Genomic DNA, 23,327 nt, shown 5'->3' on the forward strand with positions numbered 1-23,327 from the left:
TGCATACTGGCGGAAGGGCTCCTGCCGACCTGACAGGACGATAGACCGGCGGCAGCGCCCACCGGGAGAGGGGTGCCCATGCGGATCGCAGTCCTGGCACACATGCACCACGCGATTCGTTCCCCCTATCTGGGCGGCTTGGAAATGCACACGGACCTGTTGGTGGACCACCTGGTCCGTCGCGGCCACCAGGTGACTGTCTTCGCCAAGGAGGGAACGCGCACCGCAGGAACGGTGGTTCCACTGGTCCCGGATCATTTCGATCCCACGGTCCGCTGCCCTCAGGATGCCGTCCGGCTCCGGGAGGTCCTCTATGCGGCCATGTCCGCTGCGGCCCTGCGGGTCCTCGCCGGCGACTTTGACGTGGTCCTGAACAACTCCCTGTCCCCTGTGCCGCTGCAACAACTCCGGGCCGTCCCCATGGTCACCGTGCTGCACACACCCGCCACCCTCACCGAGGTGCTGAAGGTGGTGGACGACCCGGCGTGGGTCCCGCCGCCCCATCACCGGTGGGTGTCCGTGTCTGCGGCCAACGCGCTTGCCTGGCAGCACCGGCTTCCGAGGATCGCCGTGGTGCACAACGGGCTGGACTTGGACCGGTGGAGCAGCACCACACGGCCCGTCCCGGGGCGGGCCGTATGGACCGGACGAATCATCGGGGAAAAGGGCCTGCACGTGGCCATCGACGCTGCTCGTAAGGCGGGGATGGACCTGCACTTCGCGGGACCGGTGTCCGACCATGACTACTTCCGTAGGACGGTGGAGCCGCTGTTGGGTGAGGACACCGTCTACCGCGGGCACCTGGACCACCACCAGCTTCCGGATCTGCTCGCCTCCGGCGAGGTGTACCTCGCCACGCCGCTGTGGGCCGAGCCGTTCGGTCTGGCCACGGTGGAGGCGATGTCCATGGGGACCCCGGTGGCGGCCCTGCTCAGCGGAGCCATGGGGGAGATCGTGGGACCCTCGGCCGGGCATCTGGCAGAACACCACTCGGCGGACGCATTGGCCGAGTCCATTGAACAGGCGCGTCACAAGCCCCGGCCCGGGGTGATCGCCTGGTCGCGCCGGTTCAGTGCGGATCTGATGGTGGATTCCTACCTCGGATTGCTGCGGGACGTGGCCGAACGCGCTGGCACCCTGACCGGGGCCGGCGCCGGATGGACGCCTCTCGGTGATGTCCTGGCCGCGAAGAACCGCGACGGGATCGACGCACCGCGCCGAGGACCGGATGAGGGCAGACACCCGGTCATCCGGACCGTGGAGACAGTCACGTGAGTTCCCCGCCGAAGCTCCTGTACTACGCCCACGATCATGGCTCTGGCCACCTGCACCACGCCGCCCGGGTTGCGGCTACCGGGGCCTTCGACCTGACCGTCGTCACGGCATCCGCGGCTGCGGACAGGATTCTGCCCCCGGGGACGGCGATCGCCCGGTTGCCTTCCGACGTTGTCCCCGGTCATCGCCAGCCGCCCGCATCCCGGTTGCACTACACCCCTACCGGCCGCGTGATCCGGGACCGTTTTGCGGCCTTGCTCCAGGCGGTACAGCGCGTGGGACCAGAGGCCGTGGTGGTGGATGTCTCCGTGGAGGCCGCACTGTTCCTGCGTCTGGCCGGATACCCGGTGATCTACCGGCGCATGCACGGAGAACGTGCGGATCCGGCCCATGAACTCGCCTATGCCGAGTCCGACCACCTCATCGCCTACTACGGACCGGACCTGGAGGAACCGGACTGGCGGGACCGGTTCGCCGCGAACACCACGTTCCTCGGAGTTCCGGACCGGTCAGGCCGGTTGGGCATCGCGGCCCGGCGGTCGGCCCGGCGACCCTCGGGACCGACCGTGACGCCACAGGTCGCCGTGGTGACCGGGACCGGTGGTGGCGGCGTGGACCTCGCAGACCTGGCCCGCGCGGCCTCCCGGGTGCCGTGGGCCCGGTGGAACGTCTATGGCGCCACCCGGGGATCCGGCCGGGTGCCGACCAACCTCGTCCTGCACGGGTGGGCTGAGGACGCCGTCGCACGAATGCGGGAAGCGGACGTGGTGGTGGTGTCATCGGGTTTCTCCGCCGTGACCGATGCCATCGGCGCCGCGCGTCCACTGGTCCTGGTCGCAGAGCCGAGGCCTTTCAGCGAACAGGGCCGTTTCGCCGAGGCCGCGCACGCGGCGGCGGGGATCCCCTGGTGCCGTTGGGCGGACCCGGACGCCGACTGGTCGGGCGCTGTCACGGCCGCACTCGACGAACCGTCCTCCGCCGATCGGCTGGCCGCCGCCATCCTGACCGATCCTGGTGAACATCGCCGGGCCTGGGAATCAGTGGTGGCAACCGCGGCGAGTCCCGGCTCGGCTCCTCAGTAGGCCGAGCCCTCGTCCAGAGCGGCGGCGATCTCCGCGGCGGTCGGCTCCCGGAGGACCTCCAGCTGTGCACCGGCGGGATCCCACAGCACCAGCCCGAGGTCCCGGAACCGGCCCAACCATCCCCCCATGGGCCATGAACCGTGGATCTGCTTGAAGTGCCGGGCGTTGACCAGGATGTCCTGGAAGTGGTGCAAGGGCGGCCTGTAGACCCCGTGGGGCTGGTGGAAGACCGTGGCCGCGCTGAACACCAGCGCCAACCCGGCATCCCGGGCGCGGAACGCGAAGTCCGTGTCCTCGGCGCCGTAACCTCGGAACCCCTCGTCGAAGCCCCCCAGTGCTGAGAAGTCAGACGCGGAGAGAGCCAGCACCAGGGTCCACACCATGGACCATTCCGCCGAGGGCCCCTCCCCGAGATACTGCCGGGCGGCATGCTCCACGGACACCGCACGGAGGCCGTCGTCTCGGGACTCGGTCACAGGGACCACCTCCTGCCACCCGGGTGGCAGATAGCGAGGCGTCCCCATCACGAGGGATCCGGGATGCCTCCGAACCTCATGCGACAGTTCACCCACCGTCCCCGAGGCGGGAATACAGTCGACGTCGAGAAAGACCAGGACCTCGCCCTGGGCGAGGGCGGCGGCCCGGTTCCGCGCCGCCGCCAGTGGCAGCCCGTCGGGATCGGACACGTGCCCGGTCACCACCTCGAGCGTGGATTCCGGGACGGCCCCTGTGGGTTGGTTCATGAACACGACGACGACGTCGTTCGGTGCCGGGACCGAGATCTCCAATCCGGCCAGGACCCGCGCCAGGTGCTGGTCCCGGCCGCCGGTGATGATCAGGACCGACGTTGACGGCGGGATGTCCCCTTCTTCCCGGGACACCGTGGCGCCTCCGAGTGGAGTCACGCTTCCACCATTTGGTGGGACCGGGCGGGTTGACCCGTGCCGTCGGTGATGTCTCGCGTCAACAGATCCCCTCCAGACCGGACCGAACTCGGATCCACAGCATACGTGGCGGATGTTCGATCCCGGGCCCCGCACCGGTGACGGCGACTCCGGCGGATGCGATCTCACGGCTGAAAGGGGCGGACCTCCACCTTGTTCCCGCAGGCCTTCGACGCGCGGGCGGCCAGGTCCTCGGCCTGCTCCGGTCCGACGGCGTCCACCACCCAGAACCCGCCCATGTGCTGCTGGGCCTGGGTGAACGGGCCGTCGGTGATGACCGGTTCGGCACCCCGGGTGCCGTCCACCACCACGGACTCATCCGGGGCAACGAGGCCACCGGCGTACACCCACGCGCCCTCGGCCCGGAGTGCCTCATTGAACTCGCCGACGGCCTGGAACGCCGCCTGCATCTCCTCTTCGGACGCGTAGGGTCCCGTCTCCCGGTGCTGGACACCGGGGGAGTGCCACACGGAAATCAGATACTCGGGCATCGCAGCCTCCTGGGGTGAGCGGGGTTACACTCTACGGGGCACTTTCCGCCATGGCACCCCGTGGCGGCCGGGCCCGGCCAGAGAAACGCCAGACCCCCGGGCGTCCACCACGCGGAACCGATCGTTCCACGTCCATCGAGGAGCATTCCCCGTGCAGTCCACCGAAACCCCCGTCGAGACCAGCGCCGCACCCCGGTGGAACCGGTTCGACACGAGCTGGACGATCGGCCTCTTCGGCACGGCCGTGGGCGCCGGCATCCTCTTCCTGCCGATCAACGCCGGACTGGGCGGACTGTGGCCGCTGCTCATCGCCACCGTGCTGATCTGGCCGATGACCTACTACTCCCACCGGGCGCTGTCCCGCATGGTGTGTGCCTCGCCGAACCCGAACCAGGACATCACCGGCGTGGTCCGCGAGTACTTCGGGGAGACCGCCGGCCGCGTGGTCACCGTCCTGTACTTCCTGGCGATCTACCCGATCGTGCTGATCTACGGGGTGGGCATCACCAACACGGTGGAGAGCCTCATGGTGAACCAGCTCGGCCTGGACCCCTGGCCGCGGTGGCTGCTGTCCGGGGTGCTGGTCCTGGCGATGTCGGCCGTCATGGTGGCCGGCAAAAAGGTCATGCTCGTGGTCACCCAGTGGCTGGTCTATCCGTTGATCGCGGTGTTGTTCGCGGTCACGCTCCTGCTGATCCCCCAGTGGTCCTTCGACGGCTTCGGTGCGCTGCCGGCTCCCGGCGACTTCGCGATGTCCCTCTGGTTGATGATCCCGGTGCTGGTCTTCGCGTTCAACCACTCCCCGGCGATCTCCCAGTTCTCCGTGTCCCTCCGCGAACGCTACGGTGCCGGATCCGTGCAGAAGGCGTCCTCCATCCTCCGGATCACCGCTGTCCTGCTGGTCGTCTTCACCATGGGCTTCGTCTGGTCCTGCGTGCTGGCCCTCGGCCCCGAGGGGCTGCAGGAGGCCAAGGAGGCCAACCTGCCGGTGCTCTCCCACCTGGCCAACGTGATGGGCCTGCCGCTGATTGCCTGGCTCGGCCCGGCCGTGGCCATCACGGCGATCGCCTCGTCCTTCTTCGGCCACTGGCTCGGTGCCGCAGAGGGGGCCACGGCGATCGTGCGCACCATGGTGGACCCGCGGCGGAAGCGCCTGAGCGACCGCGGCATCACGATCGGCGTGAGCGTCTTCCTGATCGTCACCACGTGGCTGGCGGGCGTGCTCAATCCCAGCATCCTGGCCCTGATCGAGTCGCTGGCCGGCCCCGTGATCGCCGCTGTGCTCTACCTCATGCCGATGTACGCCATCCACAAGGTTCCGGCGCTGGCCCGGTTCCGCGGCACAGCCTCGAATGTCTTCGTGGTCATCGCCGGCGTGGTGGCCGTGGGCGGCATCCTCATCAGCCTGTTCCGCTAGTCGAGCGGTCCCGGCGTCCGGCCGTCCGGTTTAACCAGCACGACGCGCGGGCCGGACCTGCGCTGGCAGGTGCCGGCCCGCGCGTCGTGCCCGGGTTCGGGACGGATTCCCCAGAGGGGAGGGTCACGTGCTCAGAGCTGGGAGAAGGCGGCGTTGATGGGCTCCTCGCCGTCCACGAAGTCGATCTGCTGGCCGATGGAGACCTGAGTGGCCAGGGCGACGCGGATCGCCTGGGCCACGTTGCCGCGCGAGGTGTCCCGATTGGCGCCTTCCGCGGTGCCTCCGCCGACGGCGATCATGCCGGAGGGCTCGTCCAGGGTGAGCTTTCCCGGGCCGAGGATGGTCCAGTCGAGCCCGGAGTTGCGCAGGTACTCGTCCGCGGCGGCCTTGGACTCTGCGTAGGGGAAGAACGGGTTGTCCTCGGCGATGCCGTGCTGGGTGGTGGCGCCCATGTAGGACACCATGACGTAGCGCTTCACGCCGGCCTGGAGGGCGGCGTCCATGGAGCGGATCGCGGCGTCCCGGTCCACGGCATAGGTGCGCTTCGGACTGCCGCCCCCGGCGCCGGCGGTCCAGACGATGGCGTCCTGGCCCTCGAAGGCCCGGGCGAGTTCGTCCTGTGAGGCGGTCTCGATGTCCAGCACCAAGGCCTTCGCGCCGGCGGCCTCGATCTCCGCCGTCTGCTCCGGGGTGCGGATGACCGAGGTGACCGTGTGCCCCTCCTGCGCCAGCAGCGGTGCGGTCCGCAGGGCTACCTTGCCGTGGCCGCCGATGATCAGGTAGTTCGCCATGGATCTGGTCCTTCCGTTCGGGTCAGTGCTTCCGTGCCCACTGTTGCACTGGATCCGGAGGGCGCGCCAGCGCGTTCGGCTGGCGGCGCAATCGTTCCGCCGGTGAACCCGGTGAACCCGGTGATCCCGGCGTCCCCGTGACTCTGCGTCTCAGCTATCTCAGCTATCTCAGCTATCTCAGCCGGCGGAGGTGTCCGTGACGCCCTCGTAGAGCCCGATCTCGTTGCCGTCGAGGTCCCGGAACACGGCCCACCAGCTGGTCTCGGTGATCGGGGACCTCGGGGCGATCACGGTGCCGCCCAGAGCCGTGACGGTGGCCAGGGTCTCGTCGATCGAGTCGACCTCCACGGTGGAGCGGGGCTGGGTGAAGCCCTCGCTGCGCGGGGCCAGGCCGCCGCCGCTGACCTCGTTGGGGGCCCGCCACATGGGGTAGTCCTCGAAGCCGGGGTAGGTCTCGATCTTCCAGCCGAACACCGAGCCGTAGAACTCGGTGGCGCGCTGATGGTCGGTGACCGGGATGTCGACGTGGGTGATGTCTCCGTGTGCCATGGACCTATGGTCCGGCAGGAGGCGGGTCCGTGGGAATCCCTCCCGGCCGGTCTCTCGTGCGAGACCGCCACTCCTCAGCCAGGATCCCCATCACGTGGGCGTCCACCCAGGTACCGTCGAAGAGCAGCGCCTCGCGCAGGGTGCCCTCCAGGCTGAAGCCGGCCTTCTCGTAGACATGGCGGGCCCGCGGATTGAAGGCGTAGACCTCCAGCGACACCCGGTGCAGCCCCTGGTCCTCGAAGGCATGCCGCAGGGTCATGTCCACCGCCTCGCTGCCGAGGCCGCGGTCCCGGGAGCCGGAGATCCAGATCCGGAAGCCGCAGGAGAGGTTGCCCCCGTCCAGATCGTTGAGCACCGATTCACCCACGACCCGTCCGGTGGCGATCTCCTCGATGACCCACACGATCCGGTCCTCCGCCCGGGACCAGCGCTCGTAGATCTCGGCGAGCTCGTCCACCGACCAGGGCACCTGGCTTCCGGGGTCCGCCGCAGGCCCGTCACCTTCTGACCCCGGGTGCGCCGGACCGGTGGAGGAGTGCACCGTCCCGGTCAGCCGGGACACCTCGGCATCCGCCAACAGCGGGTGGAGCACCGTGGCATGCTCCCGCCCGGCCGGAACCAGCCGCACCAGTTGGCCGGCCTGTGCCTGCTTGCGGGAGAAGTCGGGTGCCGGAGTCACGGCACCATCATGCCAGCGCTGACGGGACTCCGGTCATGGTGGTCGCCCGGAACCTGCGGTCCGCTGCCGCGCGGCCCGTCAGGGGAGCAGCGCGGTCCCGGTTCCCAGCTTCTCGGCCGCGGCCCGGTTCGCCGCCGTCCGCGGCAGCACCACCGGGTGGCCCAACAGTGGATCCTTCACGACGTCGGCATCCAGCCCGTAGATGCCCTCCAGGTTCGCCGGGGTCAGGACCTCCTCCGGAGTCCCCTCGGCCACGACCTGACCGTGGGCCATGGCGATGATGTGGTCCGAGGACCGGGCGGCGAGGTTCAACTCGTGCAGCACGGCGACGACGGTGGCGCGGGGCCGCTCGCCCGCACCGGCCGCACCACCTGTACCGGCTGCACTGGCTGTACTGGCCGACCTGGGGTCCGGCAGGTCACGCACCAGATCCAGCAACTCCACCTGGTGGGACAGGTCCAGGTAGGAGGTGGGCTCATCGAGGAGCACCACGGGGGTCTGCTGGGCCAGCACCAGGGCCAGCCACGCTCGCTGGCGCTGACCGCCGGAGAGCTCGGCCACGTCCCGGCCGGCCAGCCCCACCAGGTCGGCCAGCTCGAGGGCCTGGGCGATCGCCTCGGTGTCCTGGGCCGTCCTGGCCCCGAACCAGCCGCGGTGCGGGTGGCGCCCGCGGTCCACGAGTTGCTCCACCGTCATGCCCTCCGGCACCACGGGGGACTGGGGCAGCAACGCGACGGTGCGGGCGTAGCTGCGGGGATTCCACCCCTCCACGTCCCGGCCGAGGACCTCGAGGGATCCGCTCACCAGGGGCAGCTGCCGGGTCAACCCCTTCAGGAGGGTCGACTTGCCGCAGCCGTTGGCACCGATGATGGCCGTGGTCTGGCCGGCCGGCACGTCCAGGTCCACGGGCCGTTCCGGCCCCACGACGGTGTGCGGGCCGTAGGCCAGGCTCGCGCCGCGCAGGCGGATCGCCGGTTCTGGTGTCATCTCATGCCTTCCGTCCGCTTCGAATCAACAGCCACAGCATCAGCGGTGCCCCGGCCGCCCCGGTGAGCACACCGGTGGGCAGCCGGACCCCGCCGAAGGCCTCGGCGGCCGCGAAGTCCGCGACCACCACGATCACCGCACCGCACAGGGCCGCTGCCGGCAGCGAGGGCCGCCCCCCGGTGAGCCCCCGGGCCAGGGGGGTGGAGAGCAGGGCGACGAACGCGAGTGGGCCGGTGGCCGCCGTCGCCGCCGCCGCCAGCAGGGCGCCGATCACGAGGGACCAGAGGCCCGTCCGGCCGGGCCGGGAGCCCACGCCGTGGGCCAGCTCGCCGCCCAGGTCGGCCGGGGCCAGCCGTGCGTGCAGGATCCCGGCGAGGGGCACCAGCACGATCATGATGACGGCCAGCAGGGTGATCCGCTCCCACGTGACCGCGTTGAGGGAGCCCGCGGTCCACACTGCGGCGGCCTGCAGGTCGTGCTGGGACAGGGCCAGCATCGCCCCGGACAGGATGGCCTGGCACAGGGACGCCACGGCGATCCCGGCCACGATGAAGGTGGCCCCGCCCAAGGAGCCGGCCAACCCGCCGGAACCGGCGCCGGCCGAGGAACGACCGGCCATCGAGAACCCGAGGACGATCCCGATCGCCGCCAGGCCACCGATCAGGGCGGCGGCGGCCATGCCCGTCCCGCGCACCCCGCCGAACGCGAGCACGGTCACGGCGGCGACGGCGGCACCCTGGGTCACGCCGATGATGTCCGGGCTGGCCAGGGGGTTGCGCAGCGTGCGCCGGAAGAGCGCGCCGGCGGCGCCGAACGCCGCCCCGGCCAGGGCTCCGGCCACGGCCCGGGGCAGCTTCTCCTGCATCACGATGAACGAGGCGCCGGGTATGGTCTCCCCGCCGAGGATGGCGAAGAAGTCGGGAATGGTGACGGTGTAGTGGCCCAGCAGGACCCGGACCCCCATGGCCAGCACCAGGCCCGCGGCGAGGCAGAGCGTGGCGGTGAGCAGCCGGCGTCGTGCCCGGGAGTGCAGGGACCGCACGGCGGCCACTGCAGCCGGGGAGGGTCCGACCGCCGCTTCAGGGACGGGGGCGGCAGCCGTGGTCTCGAGGGACGGCGCGCTCACAGGGACACCGCCTTGCGGCGCAGCAACAGCAGCAGCACGGGCACGCCGATGACCACCGTGGTCACGCCCACGTGGATCTCCTGGGGAGCCACCACGAGCCGCCCGGCGAGGTCCGCGAGCACGAGCAGGACGGCTCCCCACAGGGCGCACCCGAGCACGAGCACGCGCGTGGAGGCCGGGCGGAACCGGCGCAGGGCATGGGGGACCAGCAGGCCCACGAACACCACGGGCCCGGCCAGGGCCGTCGCGGCGGCCGTCAGCAGCACGGTGGCACCGAGCAGGACCATGCGCAGGCGTTCGGGGCGGGAGCCGAGTCCGTGGGCCAGCTCGTCACCGAGGGCCAGCGCATCCAGCCCGGGGGCGGCCACGAAGACCATCAGGATGCCCACGGCGATCACCGGCGCCAGCCAGGCGGCGTCTTCCAGTGAGGACCTGGCCACGGAGCCGACGGTCCAGAACCGGAAGCGCTCCAGCACCGCGGGGGAGAGGATCAACAGGGCGCTGGTGACGGCGGTGCAGCCCGCCGTCACGGCGGCCCCGGCCAGCACGAGGGACAGGGGTCCGGGGGCGCCGCCCGTGCCGCCCCCCAGCCGGGAGGCGGCCGAGGCCACGGTGTAGACCACCGCGGCGGCCACGAGCGTCCCGAGGATCGCCAGCACCATCACGCCCGCCAGGCCGGCCGAGATGCCGATGCCCAGGCCGAGCGCCACCGCCAGGGAGGCCCCGGCGGTCAGGCCCAGCAAGCCAGCATCACCCAGCGGATTGCGGGTGGCCCCCTGCAGGGCCACGCCGGAGACCGCGAGGGCCGCGCCCACGAGGACCGCGGTGATCGTGCGCGGGATGCGGGACAGGGCCGCCGCCGCGTCGATGTCCGCCGCCGCCGCGTCACCCCCGCCGGTGAGGAACGCGCCGAGGGCCTCCAGGGTGGTGCCCGGGTCCACGTGGCGCGCCCCGAAGGCCAGCGCCGCCAGGCATGCGAACATCAGCACCAGCCCCGGGAGGGCGAGGAACGGCAGGGTGCGGATACGCGCAGCGGCGACCGGCCGGCGTCGTGCCGGGGGCGCGGACCGCCGCTCCGGCGGGCCAGGGGTACTGGTGCCGGGCGGCGGGTGCTCCGTGGAGGGGCGCTGGAGGGAGGGGCTCATGCGCTTTCTGTCATCAGACGGTGTTCAGTGGCTTGGTCCAGGCTATTCAGTGCTGTCGGCCTGCTCGGCCGCGGCGGCGATGTCCGGGACCACGTTCTCCAGGGCCCACGGGATGGACAGCGGCGAGGCGGCCGAGGTGGAGAGGACCTCCTGCTCGTCGGTCTGCACCACGAGCGTCTCGTCCTGGACGGCCGGGATCTTGGACAGCAGCGGGTCGGCGGCGATGGCCTCGGCCACCGACTCATCGGTGGCGGAGGTGATCAGGATGTCCGAGTCCAGCTCGTCCGCGCGTTCGGGGGACCACGTGAGGTAGAAGGCGTCCTGGGCCTCCTCGTTGTCCGCGAGCACGGGGGCCAGCTCCATGCCGAGGGAGGTGAGGAACTTCGGCCGGTTGTCCGCGGCCGTGAACAGGTAGATCTGGTCGGCGGCGGCCGGGTCCACGGTGCCCGTCAGGAAGGTGGTGCCCTCCAGGGCTGGGAACTCCTCCGCGGCCTGGGCCACTTGGCCCTCCACGTCCGAGATGACCTCCTCGGCCTTCTCCTCCTTGCCGAGGGCCTCACCGATCAGCCGGGTGGAGTCCTGCCAGGCCGTGGTGAATGCCGCGGTGTCCTCCGGGTAGGCCACCACGGGCGCGATCTCGGAGAGCTTGTCATACTCCTCCTGCGTGATACCCGAGTAGGCGGCCAGGATGATGTCCGGCTCCGTGGCGGCCAGGGCCTCGAAGTTGATTCCGTCTGCCTCGGAGTACTGTTCCGGGGCCTCGCCGCCGGCTTCCTCCAGGGCCGCATCGAACCAGTCGGTGGACTGCTGGGCGTTGCCGCCGTACTCGGTGGCCGCCACGCCCACGGGCACCGCGCCCAGGGCCAGTGCGACGTCCTGGTTCACCCAGGACACGGTGGCCACGCGCTCGGGCTGGGCCGGGATCTCGGTCTCGCCGTAGACGTGCTCCACTGTCCGGGGGAAGGTGGCGTCCGAGGCCGCGGATGCATCGGTGGAGCCGGAGGCCTCGGAGTCCGAACCGCCGGCCGGGCCCGTGGAGCAGCCGGCGAGCAGGGCGGCACTCAGTGCCAGGGAACCCAGGGACAGAGCCCGACGGCGGGTGGTCCGGTGGGTGGCCCGGCGGAGGGTCGGAGCACTGGCGGTGGGGGAGAGAGGTGCTGAGGACACGAGGCGGCCTTTCGAGTCATTGGCAAACGAGGGTGTTGCCTAATTGCTGGAGGTTAGCCTAGCCTAACAACATGTGCAGCCGCCGTGCGGGGTGGCAGCACACTGCAGTTGGGTCAACGGTGGACGTGCCCAGCGACCGTACCGGATGTGCGAACCCTCCCAGGTTTCCGGTGCAGTCGCTGGGCACGCGTCGTTGCGGCGGTGCGGGGGAGGGTCAGCCGGCGTTCGGCTGGACGAAGTCCGGAAGTTGCGGCACGGGCATCACGACCACGTCCCAGACCATCCAGTCCACTGACTGGCAGGCCTTCTCCGCCTCCTCGATCTGGTTCAGGCTGACCTGACCAGAGCGGGGGACCACGAAGACCTCGAGGTGCAGCCTCCGGCCGAGGTCCCGCGGGCGGCAGCCGGCCTGGTCCACCCACGGCAAGGCCTGCATGGCCTGGACGGCGTCGGCGATGGCCGGATGCGGAGCCTTGTTGTCCGGGGTGGTGGCTCGCCTGTCGATCAGGTCCAGGACCGCGGCCCGCAGGTGCTGGACGCCATCCTTGAGGATGTCCACCGAGATGACGAAGGCGGCTGCGTAGTCCATCCACCACAGCCCGAGGCCGATGCCTGCCACGCCCACGATGGACGCGGCGTTGGTGAGCCAGTCGGCCTTGTTCATGTTGGCGTCGGCGAAGAGCACCTTGTCATTGAGGATGGGTGCGACCTTCAGCTTGGCGCGAGCCAGGAAGATGGGTGGAATGGCGATGACCGCCATCACGCCCATCATGATCCAGCCGAGCCAGACGGTGTTGCCGAACAGCTGCACCGTGCCGACCGTGGGGTGCTCTGCGGTCACCAGGCCGCTGACGGCCTCATAGGCCAGGAATCCGCCGACGAGGGTCAATGCCACGGAGGAGATCAGGTGGCCGATGCCGGCGGCGCGGTGGACCCCGTAGGGACGCCGGGCGTTCTGGCGGAACCGGCGGATGGCCAGCAGGGAGACCAGGAAGGAGATCTGCGGGATCGTGGAGAGCATGTCCTCGATCCAGGCCGTCTTCATGGCCTGGGAGCTGCCCAGCACGAAGGCGACCAGGGTGATCGTGCATGCCGTGATACCCAGGCTCAGCCACTCGAGTCGCACCGCCTTGCGCAACGCCTCCTGCTGCTCACGAGGCAGGTCCCAGCCGATTTTCCGGGGGTTGCTGGCTGGCTTGCTCGTCACGGCATCACCTTAAGCCTCCATGAACGCCGCCCGCCATGGGCCGACCGCCATTGACGTCCAGCGGCCGGCTGTCGTCCAAGTGGAGCGGTTTGCCGATCAGGGTTCGCGCCGGGAGCGACTACCGTGGAGCGGGTGAGCACACGCCAGCCAGCCTCAGAGAACCCACGGCCCGAACCTGCGTCGCCGGACCATGTGACGGAGACGGCCGGGGTGCCAGCGGACCACGGGACGAAGGTGGCTTCGATGTTCGATGGCATCGCCGGCCGGTATGACCTGATGAACCTCGTGATGACGTGGGGACAGGAGCCTCGGTTCGTGCGCCGGACCGTGGAGAGGGCCGAGCTGCCGGACCGCCCGGTGGTCCTGGACCTGGCCACCGGTACCGGTGACATCGCCTTGGAGGTCCTCCGTTCACGCTATGGCGCCCAGGTCACCGGCGCCGACTTCGCACCCGAGATGATGGAGGTCGGCAGGAATCGGCCGGGTGGCAGGCAGATCGACTGGGTCGAGGCCGATGCCATGGACCTGCCGTTCGAGGACAACACGTTCGACGCCGTCACCCACGGCTACCTGCTGCGCAATGTGGCGGACATCCCCACCACGCTGGCCGAACAGTTCCGCGTGCTCAAGCCCGGCGGCCGCATGGTCGCCCTGGAGACCTCCCCCGCGCCGGACAACATCATCAAGCCGTTCTCCACGGCGTACATCAAGTACGTGGTGCCGCAGATCTCCCGGCTGATCACCCGCACGCCGGACGCCTATGAATACCTCTCCGCCACCAGCCGGGGGTTCAAGACGCCTGCCCAGATCCAGGCACTCCTGGAGGACGCCGGCTTCGAGAGGGTGGGGCACGAGACGCACCTCTTCGGCACGCTCGCGATCCATTGGGCCACCAAGCCCCTCTGAGTAGCTCCGCTCGGCACGCCAGCCGTTCACCTTCCGCAGGGGCGGTCCTAGGCTGGGAGTACGCCGGTGTTGCGGCATCGGCAGTCCCTTGGAGGAACGCCATGCGAGACGAAGAGATCCACGAGAACCAGAAGATCCACCTGCTGGAGAAGGACAAGACCGGGTTGTCCCTCGGATACCGCCTACTGTGGCGGATCCGCTATGCGGCCAATGACGTCTATGGCCCTGCGAGCCGCCAGGCGGGACTGAACCCACGGGAGGCGCTGCGGGTGGAGCGGGCCCAGCGCGTGGCTGCGGCCTACCGGGCCCAGGACGAGGAGCCGCCGCCGGCGATCCGCCGAGCCGCTGGCGAAGACGGGGTGACGGAGTCCTGGGACGCCGCCGGCCACGGCCACCACGGTCAGCCGCCGAAGCCCTTCCAGGAGGGTTATCGGTACTTCATGCTGAAGGAGGGCGAGGAGCCTCCGGTCATGCGGCCGAACGAGACCGGGGACAAGACCTGATCCAGATTTCAGTTAGTGCGCTAACTAAAATAGACTGTCCCCGACCGCCGTAGCCGTGGTGGATTCCGACCCTAGGGGAACCTGATGACCGAGCAGAGCCCACAGCACCAGCCGAACAGGCCCGCCCGCCAGAAGGCCTACTCCGTGGTGAAGGACAAGACCGGCCTGGGATCCTGGTTCCGCTTCCAGTGGCGGTTCATCTACATCGCCTCCTGCACGTTCGGCCCGGCCAGCCGCCAGGGCACGCTGGACCCCCGCAAGCAGCTCCAGAAGGAGCGCGCCGTGAAACTCCTGGAGGGTTACCGGAACACCGGTCAGCAGCCCCCGGCAGAGTTGCTGGCGTTCACCGGCCTCTGACCTGCTGCTCGACCGGGCCGTGAGTCCCGGCCGCGCATGATCACGGGTGGACGCGCTCCATCAGGGTCGTCATGAGCCGGTGCAGGTCCTTCAACTCGTCCTCGTCCATCTGCAGCCGCTGCATCATTTCCACCGGCACCTGTTCGGCCTGCTGGCGCAACGCCCGGCCCTCCTCGGTGAGGGACAGGGCGAGGCCGCGGCCGTCGTCGGGGTTCTTGGCCCGCTGGACGTAGCCCAACGCCTCCAAGCGCTTGGTCAGCGGGGACAGGGTGGCCGGCTCCATATGCAGCAACCCCGCCAGGTCTTTGAGGGACAGGGGCGCGTGCTGCCAGAGTGCAAGCATCACCAGATACTGCGGATGAGTCAGCTTCAACGGTTCGAGCACGGGCCGGTAGGCGGCGATCACGCCTCGGGATGCCACGGACAGTGCGAAACAGATCTGGCTCTCCAGAGCCAGGGGGTCCGTGACGGGAAGCGGTTCATCCATACCTCTAGGATGCCTGATGTGTCCGGACGTGGGCGCCCGGTGCCCATGTGAGTGCGGATCCGGCAGGTGAGAGGAGTTCCCCTCGTGGTAGGACCGCATGGTTCCCGACGGCGGCGCCTCCGCCGGGCGGTCCTGGTCACCTGCGTGGTGCTGGCAGCCCTCCTGGCGGTCTTGCCCCATCCGCCGATCATCTGGCCGTGGGTCATGCCGGCCCTGCAGTCGCTCGTGCCGGTTCTCTGCGCGGTGGCCGGGGTGATTGCCCTCCTGGTGCTGGTGTTCCGTCAGTGGTGGGCGGCCGGCGTGCTGGCCACCGGTGCAGTGCTGGGGCTGTTGCCGACGCTGGTGCCTTTCGGTGCACTCGGGGCCGGCTTCGGGGCTGGCATGGAGCGTGGCGCGGAGGCCGGCGTCGAGGCAGGCGAGTTGACCGTGCTGAGCCTCAATGCCGAGTACGGCGGCGTGGACCCCGCCGCACTGGCCGCGGCGCTCGGGGCCAGCGGGGTTGACGTACTGGTCCTCGTGGAGGCCGACGAGGACCTGCTCAATGCCCTGCAGGAGCAAGGGGCGCTGGACGGTCTGCCATACCGTACCGAGACGATCCCGGACGAACCCCAGGGAGGTGCCGCGGGCGGTGCGGTGATTCTGTCCGCTCACCCACTGCGGTCCGAGGGCGTCCTGCCGCGCTTCGCCACCCACCGCCACTTCGAACAGCCCGTGGCGGTGGTCGAGAATCCCGGGCTGGGTGCCGTGCGGGTGGTGGGCGTCCATCCCGTCCCGCCGATCGGAGACGACTTCGTCCCCTCGTGGGACGCCACGCTCCGCGGGCTGGACGGCTGGCAGGCCGCGCACGCAGACCTGCCCCTGATCCTCGCCGGGGACTTCAATGCGAGCCATGCCCACCCGCAGTTCCGGGCCCTGGCTGGCGGGTTCACGCCCGCCGCGGCGGCTGCCGGTCCGTTCCCAGGGCCCACCTGGCCGGTGGGGTCGTGGGTGCCGCCCTTCACGGCCATCGACCATGTCCTACTGAGGGGGCTGGTGCCGCTGGACTACACACGGCTGGACTTTCCCGGAACGGACCACCGGGGCATCCTCACCACGGTGGTAGGAGAACCTGTCACCGGGGGAGAGTGACGGCGGAACCCTGGTCATCAGGTGGCGTGTTGGCGCGGACCAGTTCGGACATGGCCTCCGCCATGACCTCGGCCGTGTCCTGGCCGAGGACGTCGATGAAGGCCTCACGGGTGAGTCGGGCAGCCAGCCCTGTCAGTTCGTCGGCCAGCCTGCGCCCCTCGGGGGTGAACTCCAGGAACGTCACTCGGCGGTCGTCGGGGCAGGCGGCGCGGGAGACGAATCCGCGCTGGGTCAGCTTGTCCGCCAGCTTGGTGAAACCACCGGTCGAGAAGGATGCCGCCCTGGCCAGCTGGGCCATGGGGGCCCGGAAGTCGGGCTGACGGTGCAGGTTCAGCAAGACCTGGACCTCGGCTTCTGACAGGGAGAACCGTTCGTTGATCGCCCCGTGGATCCTGCGGTTGGTGACCTCGAAACCATTGATCACGCGGCCCCAGAGCTCGACGGCATGTTCGTCGGCCGCTCGCCCGGCGTCGGCCTGCTGCTTGCCCGTGGATTTCATGGACCATCCCATCCTCGTATGCCTTTCCCCACAATACCTTTCCAGAAAGTGAAGATCCAGCAGAGTGAACGGCACCGAGACATGCGGACAACATTCCCATGCGGGCGCCTAGTCTGGATTGATCGAGGGCGAGAGGGTAGGTCATGGGTGTATCAGGTGGGCCGCTGTGACCGCGATGAGGGCCCAGCCGGTACCGCGGATCACCGCCTTCGCCACCGCCGTCCTCGTCTTCGGCGCCGTCAATGCCCCCACGGTCCTCTACGCCGGATGGCGTGCTGATCTCGGCTTCTCCGCCACCGTCCAGACGCTCATCTACGCCATGTACGTGGGCGGCCTGATCCCCGGACTGCTGCTCACCGGACGGTGGCTGCAGCGACGCGGCCCGCGGACGCTGATGGTCCTGGCGGCGGCGGCCTCCGTGGTGGCCGCACTGGCGCTGGCGCTGGCGGACGGGGTCGGCACGCTGCTGGGGGCCAGATTCATCCAGGGGCTGGCGCTCGGCGTGGTGATGACCGCGTCCAGCGCCGCCCTCTATGGCGCGGTTCCGCCGAGGGCCCGATCCTTCACCGCGCTGCTGGTCACCCTGACCGCGCTGATCGGGGCCTGCCTCGGCCCCGTGCTGGCCGGTTTCCTGGCGGACCTCTCCGGCGGCACCACCATGCCGATGCTGGTGGCGGCCGCCACCGTGGCCGCTGTGATGATCCTGCTGCTCGTGCACGGGCGTTCCCCGGCCCCACAGGCGACGCCGGCCCCCAATGGTCCGTCCACCGGCCCCCTGATCCTGGGGGAGACGGTAGCCAGTGGCGGCATCCCCGACGCGTCCCCGGTGCCGCCTCCGGCGCTGGAGCCGGCTCCGGCGCCGGCTCTCGTGCCCCGATCCCACATGATGATCAGCCTCACCGCCGGCACCAGCTGGTCCATGGTGGGCCTCTATCAGTCGGTGGGACCCGGGCTCATCGGCTCGGCTCTCGGTGTGGACGGTCTGACGGTGCTGGGTGGGATCGTGGCAGCGATGCTGGCGGTGGCCGGCATGGTCCAGGTGTCCGCTCGCAACGTGGCCGTCCAGCGGGGCCGCCGGCTGGGCCTGTCGTCTCTGCTCGTCGGGATCTGCGGCTTTGCCGCCATGCTGCTGACGGGGCAGGTGTGGTGGGCACTGATCGCGGTGGCGGGGGCCGGCGTCGGGCACGGGTTCACGTTCCTCAGCGCCACGCAGGAGATCGGCGAGTCCCATCGCCGCCACCCCTTGAAGGCTGCCGCGTCCATGAGCCGCTACTTCACGATCGCCTACCTCTGCCTGGCGGCATTCACGCTGCTGCTCGGGATCGTCGGGGACCTGTGGGCCATGGTGCCCGCCGCGGTGACCCTCCTCGGGGTCCTGGCCGCCGGTTGCGTGGCCATGCTCTTCTCCCGCAACGCCACCGCCTTCCCCCGATCATGAGAGCGGTAACTGCTGACCGCCTCGGCGAGTCTCGACGTCGACTGCGGCCGTGATCGCCCGGGCGCCACAGGCCTCGAATCAGATCGGCCCGAGGACGTCGCCGGGAGCGGAGTCCAGGGCCAGGGTCTCCAGGACAGCCAACAGTTGGCGCTCCTCATACCGGAAGTGTGACTCCATGATGGCCCCGATCCCGTCCAGATGCCGCTCCAGCACGGCGGGGGACTCGCTCCGGTCCAACGCCGCCTGCTCCAGGGCCGCCCGCAGGCGGTGGTGGACCTCCCGCAGCTCACGGCTCCAGGCCACGAGTCGGTGCGTCTCGGCTGCTTCGGTGGTGGCCGTCTCGGCCGGGCCGCCCTCAGTCACATGAGGGCGAAGGGGTGGGCGTGTGCATGGCCTCGCTCCTTCGGGTTCGGCGCCTCCATGCCTGACACGGTCTGCCACCGGCACGCGACGCTGAGTCGAGTATAGGTCTCCACAGGGGCCACCGTCCTGGCGTGTTATCCACAAGCCGGGAGGCAGACACACCGTGCGCGGTTCGCCTCCGGCAGTCTGGTGCCCATGACGATGTGGATCACCGAACTCGCCGTGGCCCTGGCACTGGTGACGGAGAGGGAGCCGAGGTGCTGCGGTACATGGCGGAAGCCGCACCCGAACCGGCGCCGACCGCCAGCGCCCTCAAGGGGATCCTGGAAGACGGTCGGGACGCCATGGCTGGCCCCCCCGGAGGATCTCCAGTACTTCGTCGAGGACAAGGGGCATGGCTGCCTGGATGGCTTCGAGGTGCTGCGAGGCCCGGAGACCATGATGATGTCTGGAGCGCCGGGGGTGCACTGTGGCTACGACTATGAATATGCGAGCTTCAACGATGGTGGTCCCGTTCGCGGCTGGGCCTGGGTCGCCTACTCCCCGGACGGTCGAAAGCACCACATCTTCATGACCGCCTACGAAGAGGTGTGGACCAGGGATCACCAGATCCTGCAGGCCGTCGCCGCCAGCGTCGCTGTCCCGCAGTAGCGCCAGCCACTCGTCGGGTCATCCCACAGGTGGACCCGCCGCGGCCTAGGTTCGGAGCCTGGTCCGATGCCGGCAGGGGGTGTTCGGCGGGACAGTGGAGGCATGATGAATCAACCCTCGCCCCTGCTCGCCGCCCGCAGCCTGACCAAGGCCTACGGTCCCACCCGTGCCCTCGACGGCGTGGAGCTGACCGTGCACGCCGGGGAGTCCGTGGCCATCATGGGCCCCTCCGGCTCCGGCAAGACCACCCTGATGCACGTGCTTTCGGGAATTCTGTTGCCCGACGCCGGCTCGGTGCTGTTCACCGCGTCCGGCGCCGAACCGACCGAGATCACCACCCTGAACGAGGAGGCCCGCGCCCGTCTGCGCCGCGAGCGGCTCGGGTTCGTGTTCCAGGACGGGCTGCTGCTGCCCGAGCTGACCGCCCAGGAGAACGTCGCCCTGCCGCTGCTGCTCTCCGGGGTGCCCCGCCCCGCCGCCGAGGCCCACGCGGCCCAGTGGCTGGCCGCCCTCGGCCTGGACGGCATGCAGACCCGGCGTCTCGGTGAACTCTCCGGCGGCCAGGCCCAGCGGGTGGCCATCGCCCGCGCCCAGGTGGCTGATCCCCAGGTCGTCTTCGCAGATGAGCCCACCGGCGCGCTCGACTCCGCCACCTCGGCCTCCGTCCTCGGAGCCCTGCTGGACTCCACCGTCGGCCGCGGCCGCACCCTCGTCATGGTCACGCACGACCAGGCCACCGCCGACCGCTGCTCCCGCCTCGTGCGAGTGCAGGACGGTCAGATCGTGGCCGACTCAGCGGCCGGTGCCCCCGCCCCCGACGCTCCGGTTGGTTCGGCCGGCTCGGAGGCCCAACGGACGGAGGCCACCCGATGACCACCACCCCGCACACCCCTTCCGGGCCCCAGGTGAGTTCCACGCCGCTGGGCGGCCAGGATCAGCCGGGCACGACGCCGGCCGGTTGCCTCACCGCGGTCCCTGGCCGGCCGCCGTCGTCCCCGGGCCGCGGGGCGTCCCATGGAACTGCCGCTGTGCTCAAGCTGTTCCTGGGCAAACTGTTCTCTGATCGTCAGGTCTGGGGGCTGCCGGTCACCGCGTTCGCGATCGTCGGCACGCTGGCCCTGCTCGTGGCCGGAGGCGCCGCCTCGTTCTGGACCATCGAGGGGGACCTGGCCGGCTTCTACCTGATGCTCTCCGTCTTCGCGCTGATGCTGCTCGTGTTCCCGATGGCCGGCCTGGCCGGGTCCGCGGCCAAACTCCTCGCCCGGCGTCGGGACGAACGCCTGTCCTCCCTGCGTCTGCTGGGCGCCGGAACGGGCACGGTACGCACGCTGGCCGTCGTCGAGTCCGTGGTGCTGGCCGCAGCCGGACTGCTGCTCGGAGTGGTCGGCTACCTCGTGTTCATGCCGCTCGTGGGGCTGATCCCGTTCGCGGGGCGGCCGATCGGGCTGGACGGCATGTGGCTCGGTACCGGCTGGCTCTTCGCCGTGCTCGGCGCCCTGCTGGTGATGGCCGCCGCGAGCTCGATGGCCGGGCTGCGGCGCATTGAGATCACCCCACTCGGGGTGCGCACCCGCCAGGAGGCAGCCAAGGTCCACTGGGTCCGCGTGGTGCTGGCCGTGGCGGGCCTGGCCCTGGCGCAGGTGGTGCTCAACGCCTTCGGTGCGGCGAACATGATGGTGCTGCTGATCATCATGCTGGTCGGCTTCAGCCTGCCGATGATCGCCCTGCACTTCATCGGCCCCTGGCTGGTGGGCGTGGTGACGCGCCGGACCTGGCGCCGCGCGGACACCGCCGAGAAGCTCGTGGCCGCCCGCAACGTGCTCGAGTCCCCGCAGCAGGCCTGGCGGCAGATCGGTGGGCTGGCCGTGACCGTGTACATCGGCGTGGTCGGGGGAGCGGGCATGGGGCTGGCCAACTCCGTCTCAGCTGAGGGGATGCGGACTGAGGACCTGATGTTGGTGGCTGACCTGCGCACCGGGGTGCTGTTGACCATGCTCATCGCCTTCGTGCTGACCGCCTGCTCCGTGGGCATCACCCAGGCTGCCCAGGTGCTCGACCGCGCGGACATGTACCGAGGGCTGGGCCGGCTCGGCATGACGGAGTCGAGCATGGAGGCCATCCGCCGGCGTTCCGTGATGGGGCCCCTGTGGATCGTGCTGGTGTTCACCCTGGTGGCCGCCGTGGCGACGACCCTGCCCGTGATCGGAGCCGCCGTGATATTCAGCCCCCTGTCCATGGGCCTCGTGGCTGCCGTGCTGGTGCTCGGCGTGGTGCTCGTCCGGCTGGGCGTCACCGCCTCCCGGCCCACGTTGCGCGGGGTGTTGGCGGAGGGCTGATCATCCGGCATTGCGTCTGGAGGGATTCACTCCGGGGAGGCGGGTTTTCGGTGGAATCCCTCCAGACTCAACGTGGCGGTGCCGGTCTCAGTTGACGGTGCTCTCGCCCAGGTCCAGGGTGGCGGTGTGCTCGGCGCCGTCGGCGTCCGTCCAGACCAGGCTCACGGAGTCGCCCGGGTCCAGCGCGCTGACCTGATCGGAGAGCTCGGAGGAATCGGCCACCTCCGTGCCGTCCAGGGCCGTCACGGTGTCACCGGCCACCAGGCCCGCCGACTCGGCCGCAGATCCCGGGGCGACCTCCACCACGAGCGCGCCGGAGGTTGCGGAGTCGGTGCCGCCCTCCCGCGATCCCCGCGAGCGCGGATCCGCGTACTCCTGCTGTGCCGCGGCGGCGGCATCCGTCACGGTGACCCCGAGTGCCCCGGAGGCGCCGACCTGCACGCTGTCCGACTCGGTGCCGGCCACGATCTGGTCTGCGATGTCGAGGGCCTCGATGATGTCGATCGCGTAGCCGTTGACCTGTTCGGACGTCTGTCCGGTGGAGGCGGCGGTGCTCATGCCGACCACCTGGCCGTCAGCATCCACGAGGGGGCCGCCCGAGTAGCCGGGCACCACGTCCGCGTCCGTCTCGATCAGCCCGGTCAGGTCCTCGGTGTCCCCGAGGCTCGCGGCGGAGATCGACTGGTCCACGGCAGTGACGCCGCCGGACACGGCGGTCAGGTAGCCCTGGCCGGAGCCGTTGCCGATGGCGGCCACCGATTCCCCGGTCTCCACCCCCGAGGCATCGACGCTGATGGTCTCCAGGTCGGTGGCATCCTGCAGTTGCAGGACGGCAACGTCTTGGGTGGCGTCCCGGCCGACCACCGTGGCCAGGTAGGTTTCGCCCGTGTCCGCCACAGTCACCTCCACCTCGGAGGAACCGTCCACCACGTGGTAATTCGTCAGGGCGAGCCCGTCGGAACTGAGCACCATGCCGGTGCCGGCACCCTCCCCGAGGGAGGAGGCGGTGTTGACCTCCAGGATGCCGTCCGCGTCGGGAACCTCGACGCCGGCATCCACGTCGGTGCCGGCGGCACCCCACTCGCCGGCTGATCCGGCACCACCGGTCCCCGCGCCGTAGCGCTCGGGCCCGCCGAAGGAGTATCCGCCGCTCGCCCCGTTGGGGATCTCCGCGCCGCTCCCCGCGGTGCCCTCCGGACTGACGTCCGTGCTGTCCCCGGTGCTGTCCTCGGTGTTGTCATCCGCCGGGACGGAGATGCCGTCGTGGACATGGTCCAAGGCCTCTGCCAACGTGGCCGGGTCGGAGATGGTCTGGGCGGAGGCGCCGGAGGTCGGGTCCGCCCCGCCGGCGGACACCGATGACGAAGCGGCATCCGGGGTGCCCTCGCCGACGGACTCGGCCACCACACCGCCGATCCCACCGGCCACCATGAGTCCGGCCACGGCCAGTGCCGCCACTGACCACCGGATCCGGCGTGTCCGGTCACCCATGGCGGTGTCCGGGTGGCTTGTCACCGCGTCGCCGGCCGAGGCCCCGGACCCAGCATCTGGCGTAGCGTCGGCAGACAGGGTGGGCAACGCGGCGGTCTCGGGGTAGGGCCGGTCGGTGGGCCGTGCGTCCGCGGGCTGTCCGCCGGAAGGCTGTCCGGCGCGGTCGGGGGTGGTGGGGTCGGTGCCGGTCATGGCGTGCTCCTGGGGATGGGGTCGTCGGTGATTCGTCCATACATCACCACCGCCAACTCGGTGCCACGTGTGCCCTTGCTGTGCATGCCCTGTGCACCTCTGTCAGACGGATGCCC

25 protein-coding genes are annotated in these 23,327 nt (G+C 70.3%); 11 read left to right on the plus strand and 14 right to left on the minus strand.

All coding sequences use genetic code 11. The annotated features are described in order from the left end of the window. Nucleotides 1–78 precede the first annotated feature (78 nt). A complete protein-coding gene (locus BOSE125_RS14295; RefSeq protein WP_159553592.1) occupies nucleotides 79–1,275 on the plus strand; it encodes a glycosyltransferase in 1,197 nt (398 codons plus the stop codon). Further along, the gene (locus tag BOSE125_RS14300) at nucleotides 1,272–2,357 is read left to right on the plus strand and encodes a glycosyl transferase (protein WP_159553594.1); all 1,086 of its coding nucleotides are present in this window, start codon (nucleotides 1,272–1,274) and stop codon (nucleotides 2,355–2,357) included. Before BOSE125_RS14295 ends, BOSE125_RS14300 begins: the two co-directional genes overlap by 4 nt. Here the strand turns inward: BOSE125_RS14300 and BOSE125_RS14305 are convergent. Beyond that, nucleotides 2,351–3,262, minus strand: a complete 912-nt coding sequence (locus tag BOSE125_RS14305; protein WP_236558029.1) for a glycosyltransferase family 2 protein — start codon at nucleotides 3,260–3,262, stop codon at nucleotides 2,351–2,353. The genes BOSE125_RS14300 and BOSE125_RS14305 overlap by 7 nt on opposite strands. Before the next feature lie 164 nt (nucleotides 3,263–3,426). Then, nucleotides 3,427–3,792 carry a YciI family protein gene (locus BOSE125_RS14310; RefSeq protein ID WP_159553596.1) on the minus strand — a complete coding sequence of 122 codons (366 nt, stop codon included), beginning with the start codon at nucleotides 3,790–3,792 and terminating at the stop codon, nucleotides 3,427–3,429. A 151-nt stretch (nucleotides 3,793–3,943) separates the two neighbouring features. On the opposite strand from BOSE125_RS14310, the gene BOSE125_RS14315 reads away from it, so the two are divergent. After that, nucleotides 3,944–5,209: an aromatic amino acid transport family protein gene (locus BOSE125_RS14315; RefSeq protein ID WP_159553598.1), complete on the plus strand. Its 1,266-nt coding sequence runs from the start codon at nucleotides 3,944–3,946 to the stop codon at nucleotides 5,207–5,209. Between the two features lie 131 nt (nucleotides 5,210–5,340). On the opposite strand, the gene BOSE125_RS14320 is transcribed toward BOSE125_RS14315, so the two are convergent. The 8 genes from BOSE125_RS14320 to BOSE125_RS14355 all read right to left on the minus strand — a co-directional run bounded on the left by BOSE125_RS14320 (nucleotide 5,341) and on the right by BOSE125_RS14355 (nucleotide 12,860). Next, on the minus strand, nucleotides 5,341–6,000 hold the full coding sequence (locus BOSE125_RS14320) for an SDR family oxidoreductase (RefSeq protein ID WP_159553600.1): 660 nt from the start codon (nucleotides 5,998–6,000) through the stop codon (nucleotides 5,341–5,343). Between the two features lie 177 nt (nucleotides 6,001–6,177). After that, nucleotides 6,178–6,549: a VOC family protein gene (locus BOSE125_RS14325; protein ID WP_159553602.1), complete on the minus strand. Its 372-nt coding sequence runs from the start codon at nucleotides 6,547–6,549 to the stop codon at nucleotides 6,178–6,180. 4 nt (nucleotides 6,550–6,553) lie between these two features. Next, nucleotides 6,554–7,228, minus strand: a complete 675-nt coding sequence (locus BOSE125_RS14330; RefSeq protein WP_159553604.1) for a GNAT family N-acetyltransferase — start codon at nucleotides 7,226–7,228, stop codon at nucleotides 6,554–6,556. A 78-nt stretch (nucleotides 7,229–7,306) separates the two neighbouring features. Further along, nucleotides 7,307–8,215, minus strand: a complete 909-nt coding sequence (locus tag BOSE125_RS14335; protein WP_159553606.1) for an ABC transporter ATP-binding protein — start codon at nucleotides 8,213–8,215, stop codon at nucleotides 7,307–7,309. Nucleotide 8,216: 1 nt separating this feature from the next. Continuing rightward, on the minus strand, nucleotides 8,217–9,341 hold the full coding sequence (locus BOSE125_RS14340; protein WP_236558030.1) for an iron chelate uptake ABC transporter family permease subunit: 1,125 nt from the start codon (nucleotides 9,339–9,341) through the stop codon (nucleotides 8,217–8,219). Then, nucleotides 9,338–10,486 (minus strand): iron ABC transporter permease, encoded by a 1,149-nt coding sequence (locus BOSE125_RS14345; RefSeq protein WP_236558031.1) that lies wholly within the window; start codon nucleotides 10,484–10,486, stop codon nucleotides 9,338–9,340. The genes BOSE125_RS14340 and BOSE125_RS14345 overlap by 4 nt, the downstream gene beginning before the upstream one ends. 42 nt (nucleotides 10,487–10,528) lie before the next feature. After that, entirely contained in the window at nucleotides 10,529–11,653 is a 1,125-nt protein-coding gene (locus BOSE125_RS14350; protein WP_159553608.1) for an iron-siderophore ABC transporter substrate-binding protein, read from the minus strand. Between the two features lie 214 nt (nucleotides 11,654–11,867). Further along, complete coding sequence (locus BOSE125_RS14355; protein WP_159553610.1) at nucleotides 11,868–12,860, minus strand: cation diffusion facilitator family transporter; 993 nt, start codon at nucleotides 12,858–12,860, stop codon at nucleotides 11,868–11,870. A gap of 210 nt (nucleotides 12,861–13,070) precedes the next feature. Here BOSE125_RS14355 and BOSE125_RS14360 point away from each other — a divergent pair, with 210 nt between their 5' ends. The 3 genes from BOSE125_RS14360 (at nucleotide 13,071) to BOSE125_RS14370 (ending at nucleotide 14,626) form a co-directional block, all read left to right on the plus strand. Continuing rightward, a complete protein-coding gene (locus tag BOSE125_RS14360; protein ID WP_256375994.1) occupies nucleotides 13,071–13,766 on the plus strand; it encodes a ubiquinone/menaquinone biosynthesis methyltransferase in 696 nt (231 codons plus the stop codon). Between the two features lie 101 nt (nucleotides 13,767–13,867). Then, complete coding sequence (locus BOSE125_RS14365) at nucleotides 13,868–14,269, plus strand: hypothetical protein (protein ID WP_201301217.1); 402 nt, start codon at nucleotides 13,868–13,870, stop codon at nucleotides 14,267–14,269. An 84-nt stretch (nucleotides 14,270–14,353) separates the two neighbouring features. Continuing rightward, on the plus strand, nucleotides 14,354–14,626 hold the full coding sequence (locus BOSE125_RS14370; RefSeq protein WP_159553614.1) for a hypothetical protein: 273 nt from the start codon (nucleotides 14,354–14,356) through the stop codon (nucleotides 14,624–14,626). Nucleotides 14,627–14,666: 40 nt separating this feature from the next. On the opposite strand, the gene BOSE125_RS14375 is transcribed toward BOSE125_RS14370, so the two are convergent. Next, nucleotides 14,667–15,113: a MarR family winged helix-turn-helix transcriptional regulator gene (locus BOSE125_RS14375; protein WP_159553616.1), complete on the minus strand. Its 447-nt coding sequence runs from the start codon at nucleotides 15,111–15,113 to the stop codon at nucleotides 14,667–14,669. An 84-nt stretch (nucleotides 15,114–15,197) separates the two neighbouring features. Here BOSE125_RS14375 and BOSE125_RS14380 point away from each other — a divergent pair, with 84 nt between their 5' ends. Beyond that, a complete protein-coding gene (locus BOSE125_RS14380; protein ID WP_159553618.1) occupies nucleotides 15,198–16,241 on the plus strand; it encodes an endonuclease/exonuclease/phosphatase family protein in 1,044 nt (347 codons plus the stop codon). On the opposite strand, the gene BOSE125_RS14385 is transcribed toward BOSE125_RS14380, so the two are convergent. Continuing rightward, entirely contained in the window at nucleotides 16,225–16,740 is a 516-nt protein-coding gene (locus tag BOSE125_RS14385) for a MarR family winged helix-turn-helix transcriptional regulator (protein ID WP_201301218.1), read from the minus strand. The two genes, BOSE125_RS14380 and BOSE125_RS14385, sit on opposite strands and share 17 nt — an antisense overlap. Nucleotides 16,741–16,915: 175 nt before the next feature. Between BOSE125_RS14385 and BOSE125_RS14390 the strand changes: the two genes are divergently transcribed. Next, entirely contained in the window at nucleotides 16,916–18,178 is a 1,263-nt protein-coding gene (locus BOSE125_RS14390; RefSeq protein ID WP_236558196.1) for an MFS transporter, read from the plus strand. Between the two features lie 78 nt (nucleotides 18,179–18,256). Here the strand turns inward: BOSE125_RS14390 and BOSE125_RS14395 are convergent, their stop codons facing one another. After that, a complete protein-coding gene (locus tag BOSE125_RS14395; RefSeq protein WP_159553624.1) occupies nucleotides 18,257–18,541 on the minus strand; it encodes a hemerythrin domain-containing protein in 285 nt (94 codons plus the stop codon). Nucleotides 18,542–18,736: 195 nt separating this feature from the next. Between BOSE125_RS14395 and BOSE125_RS14400 the strand changes: the two genes are divergently transcribed. The 3 genes from BOSE125_RS14400 to BOSE125_RS14410 all read left to right on the plus strand — a co-directional run bounded on the left by BOSE125_RS14400 (nucleotide 18,737) and on the right by BOSE125_RS14410 (nucleotide 21,528). Further along, nucleotides 18,737–19,192 (plus strand): hypothetical protein, encoded by a 456-nt coding sequence (locus BOSE125_RS14400; protein WP_159553626.1) that lies wholly within the window; start codon nucleotides 18,737–18,739, stop codon nucleotides 19,190–19,192. Between the two features lie 102 nt (nucleotides 19,193–19,294). Then, nucleotides 19,295–20,065 (plus strand): ABC transporter ATP-binding protein, encoded by a 771-nt coding sequence (locus BOSE125_RS14405; RefSeq protein ID WP_159553628.1) that lies wholly within the window; start codon nucleotides 19,295–19,297, stop codon nucleotides 20,063–20,065. Further along, nucleotides 20,062–21,528, plus strand: coding sequence for a hypothetical protein (locus BOSE125_RS14410; RefSeq protein ID WP_159553630.1), 1,467 nt, complete (start codon nucleotides 20,062–20,064; stop codon nucleotides 21,526–21,528). The genes BOSE125_RS14405 and BOSE125_RS14410 overlap by 4 nt, the downstream gene beginning before the upstream one ends. Before the next feature lie 87 nt (nucleotides 21,529–21,615). On the opposite strand, the gene BOSE125_RS14415 is transcribed toward BOSE125_RS14410, so the two are convergent. Further along, nucleotides 21,616–23,211, minus strand: a complete 1,596-nt coding sequence (locus tag BOSE125_RS14415; RefSeq protein ID WP_159553632.1) for a S1C family serine protease — start codon at nucleotides 23,209–23,211, stop codon at nucleotides 21,616–21,618. Nucleotides 23,212–23,327 lie beyond the last annotated feature (116 nt).

It is taken from the genome of Citricoccus sp. K5 (assembly GCF_902506195.1).
In the GTDB taxonomy this organism is placed as follows: domain Bacteria; phylum Actinomycetota; class Actinomycetes; order Actinomycetales; family Micrococcaceae; genus Citricoccus.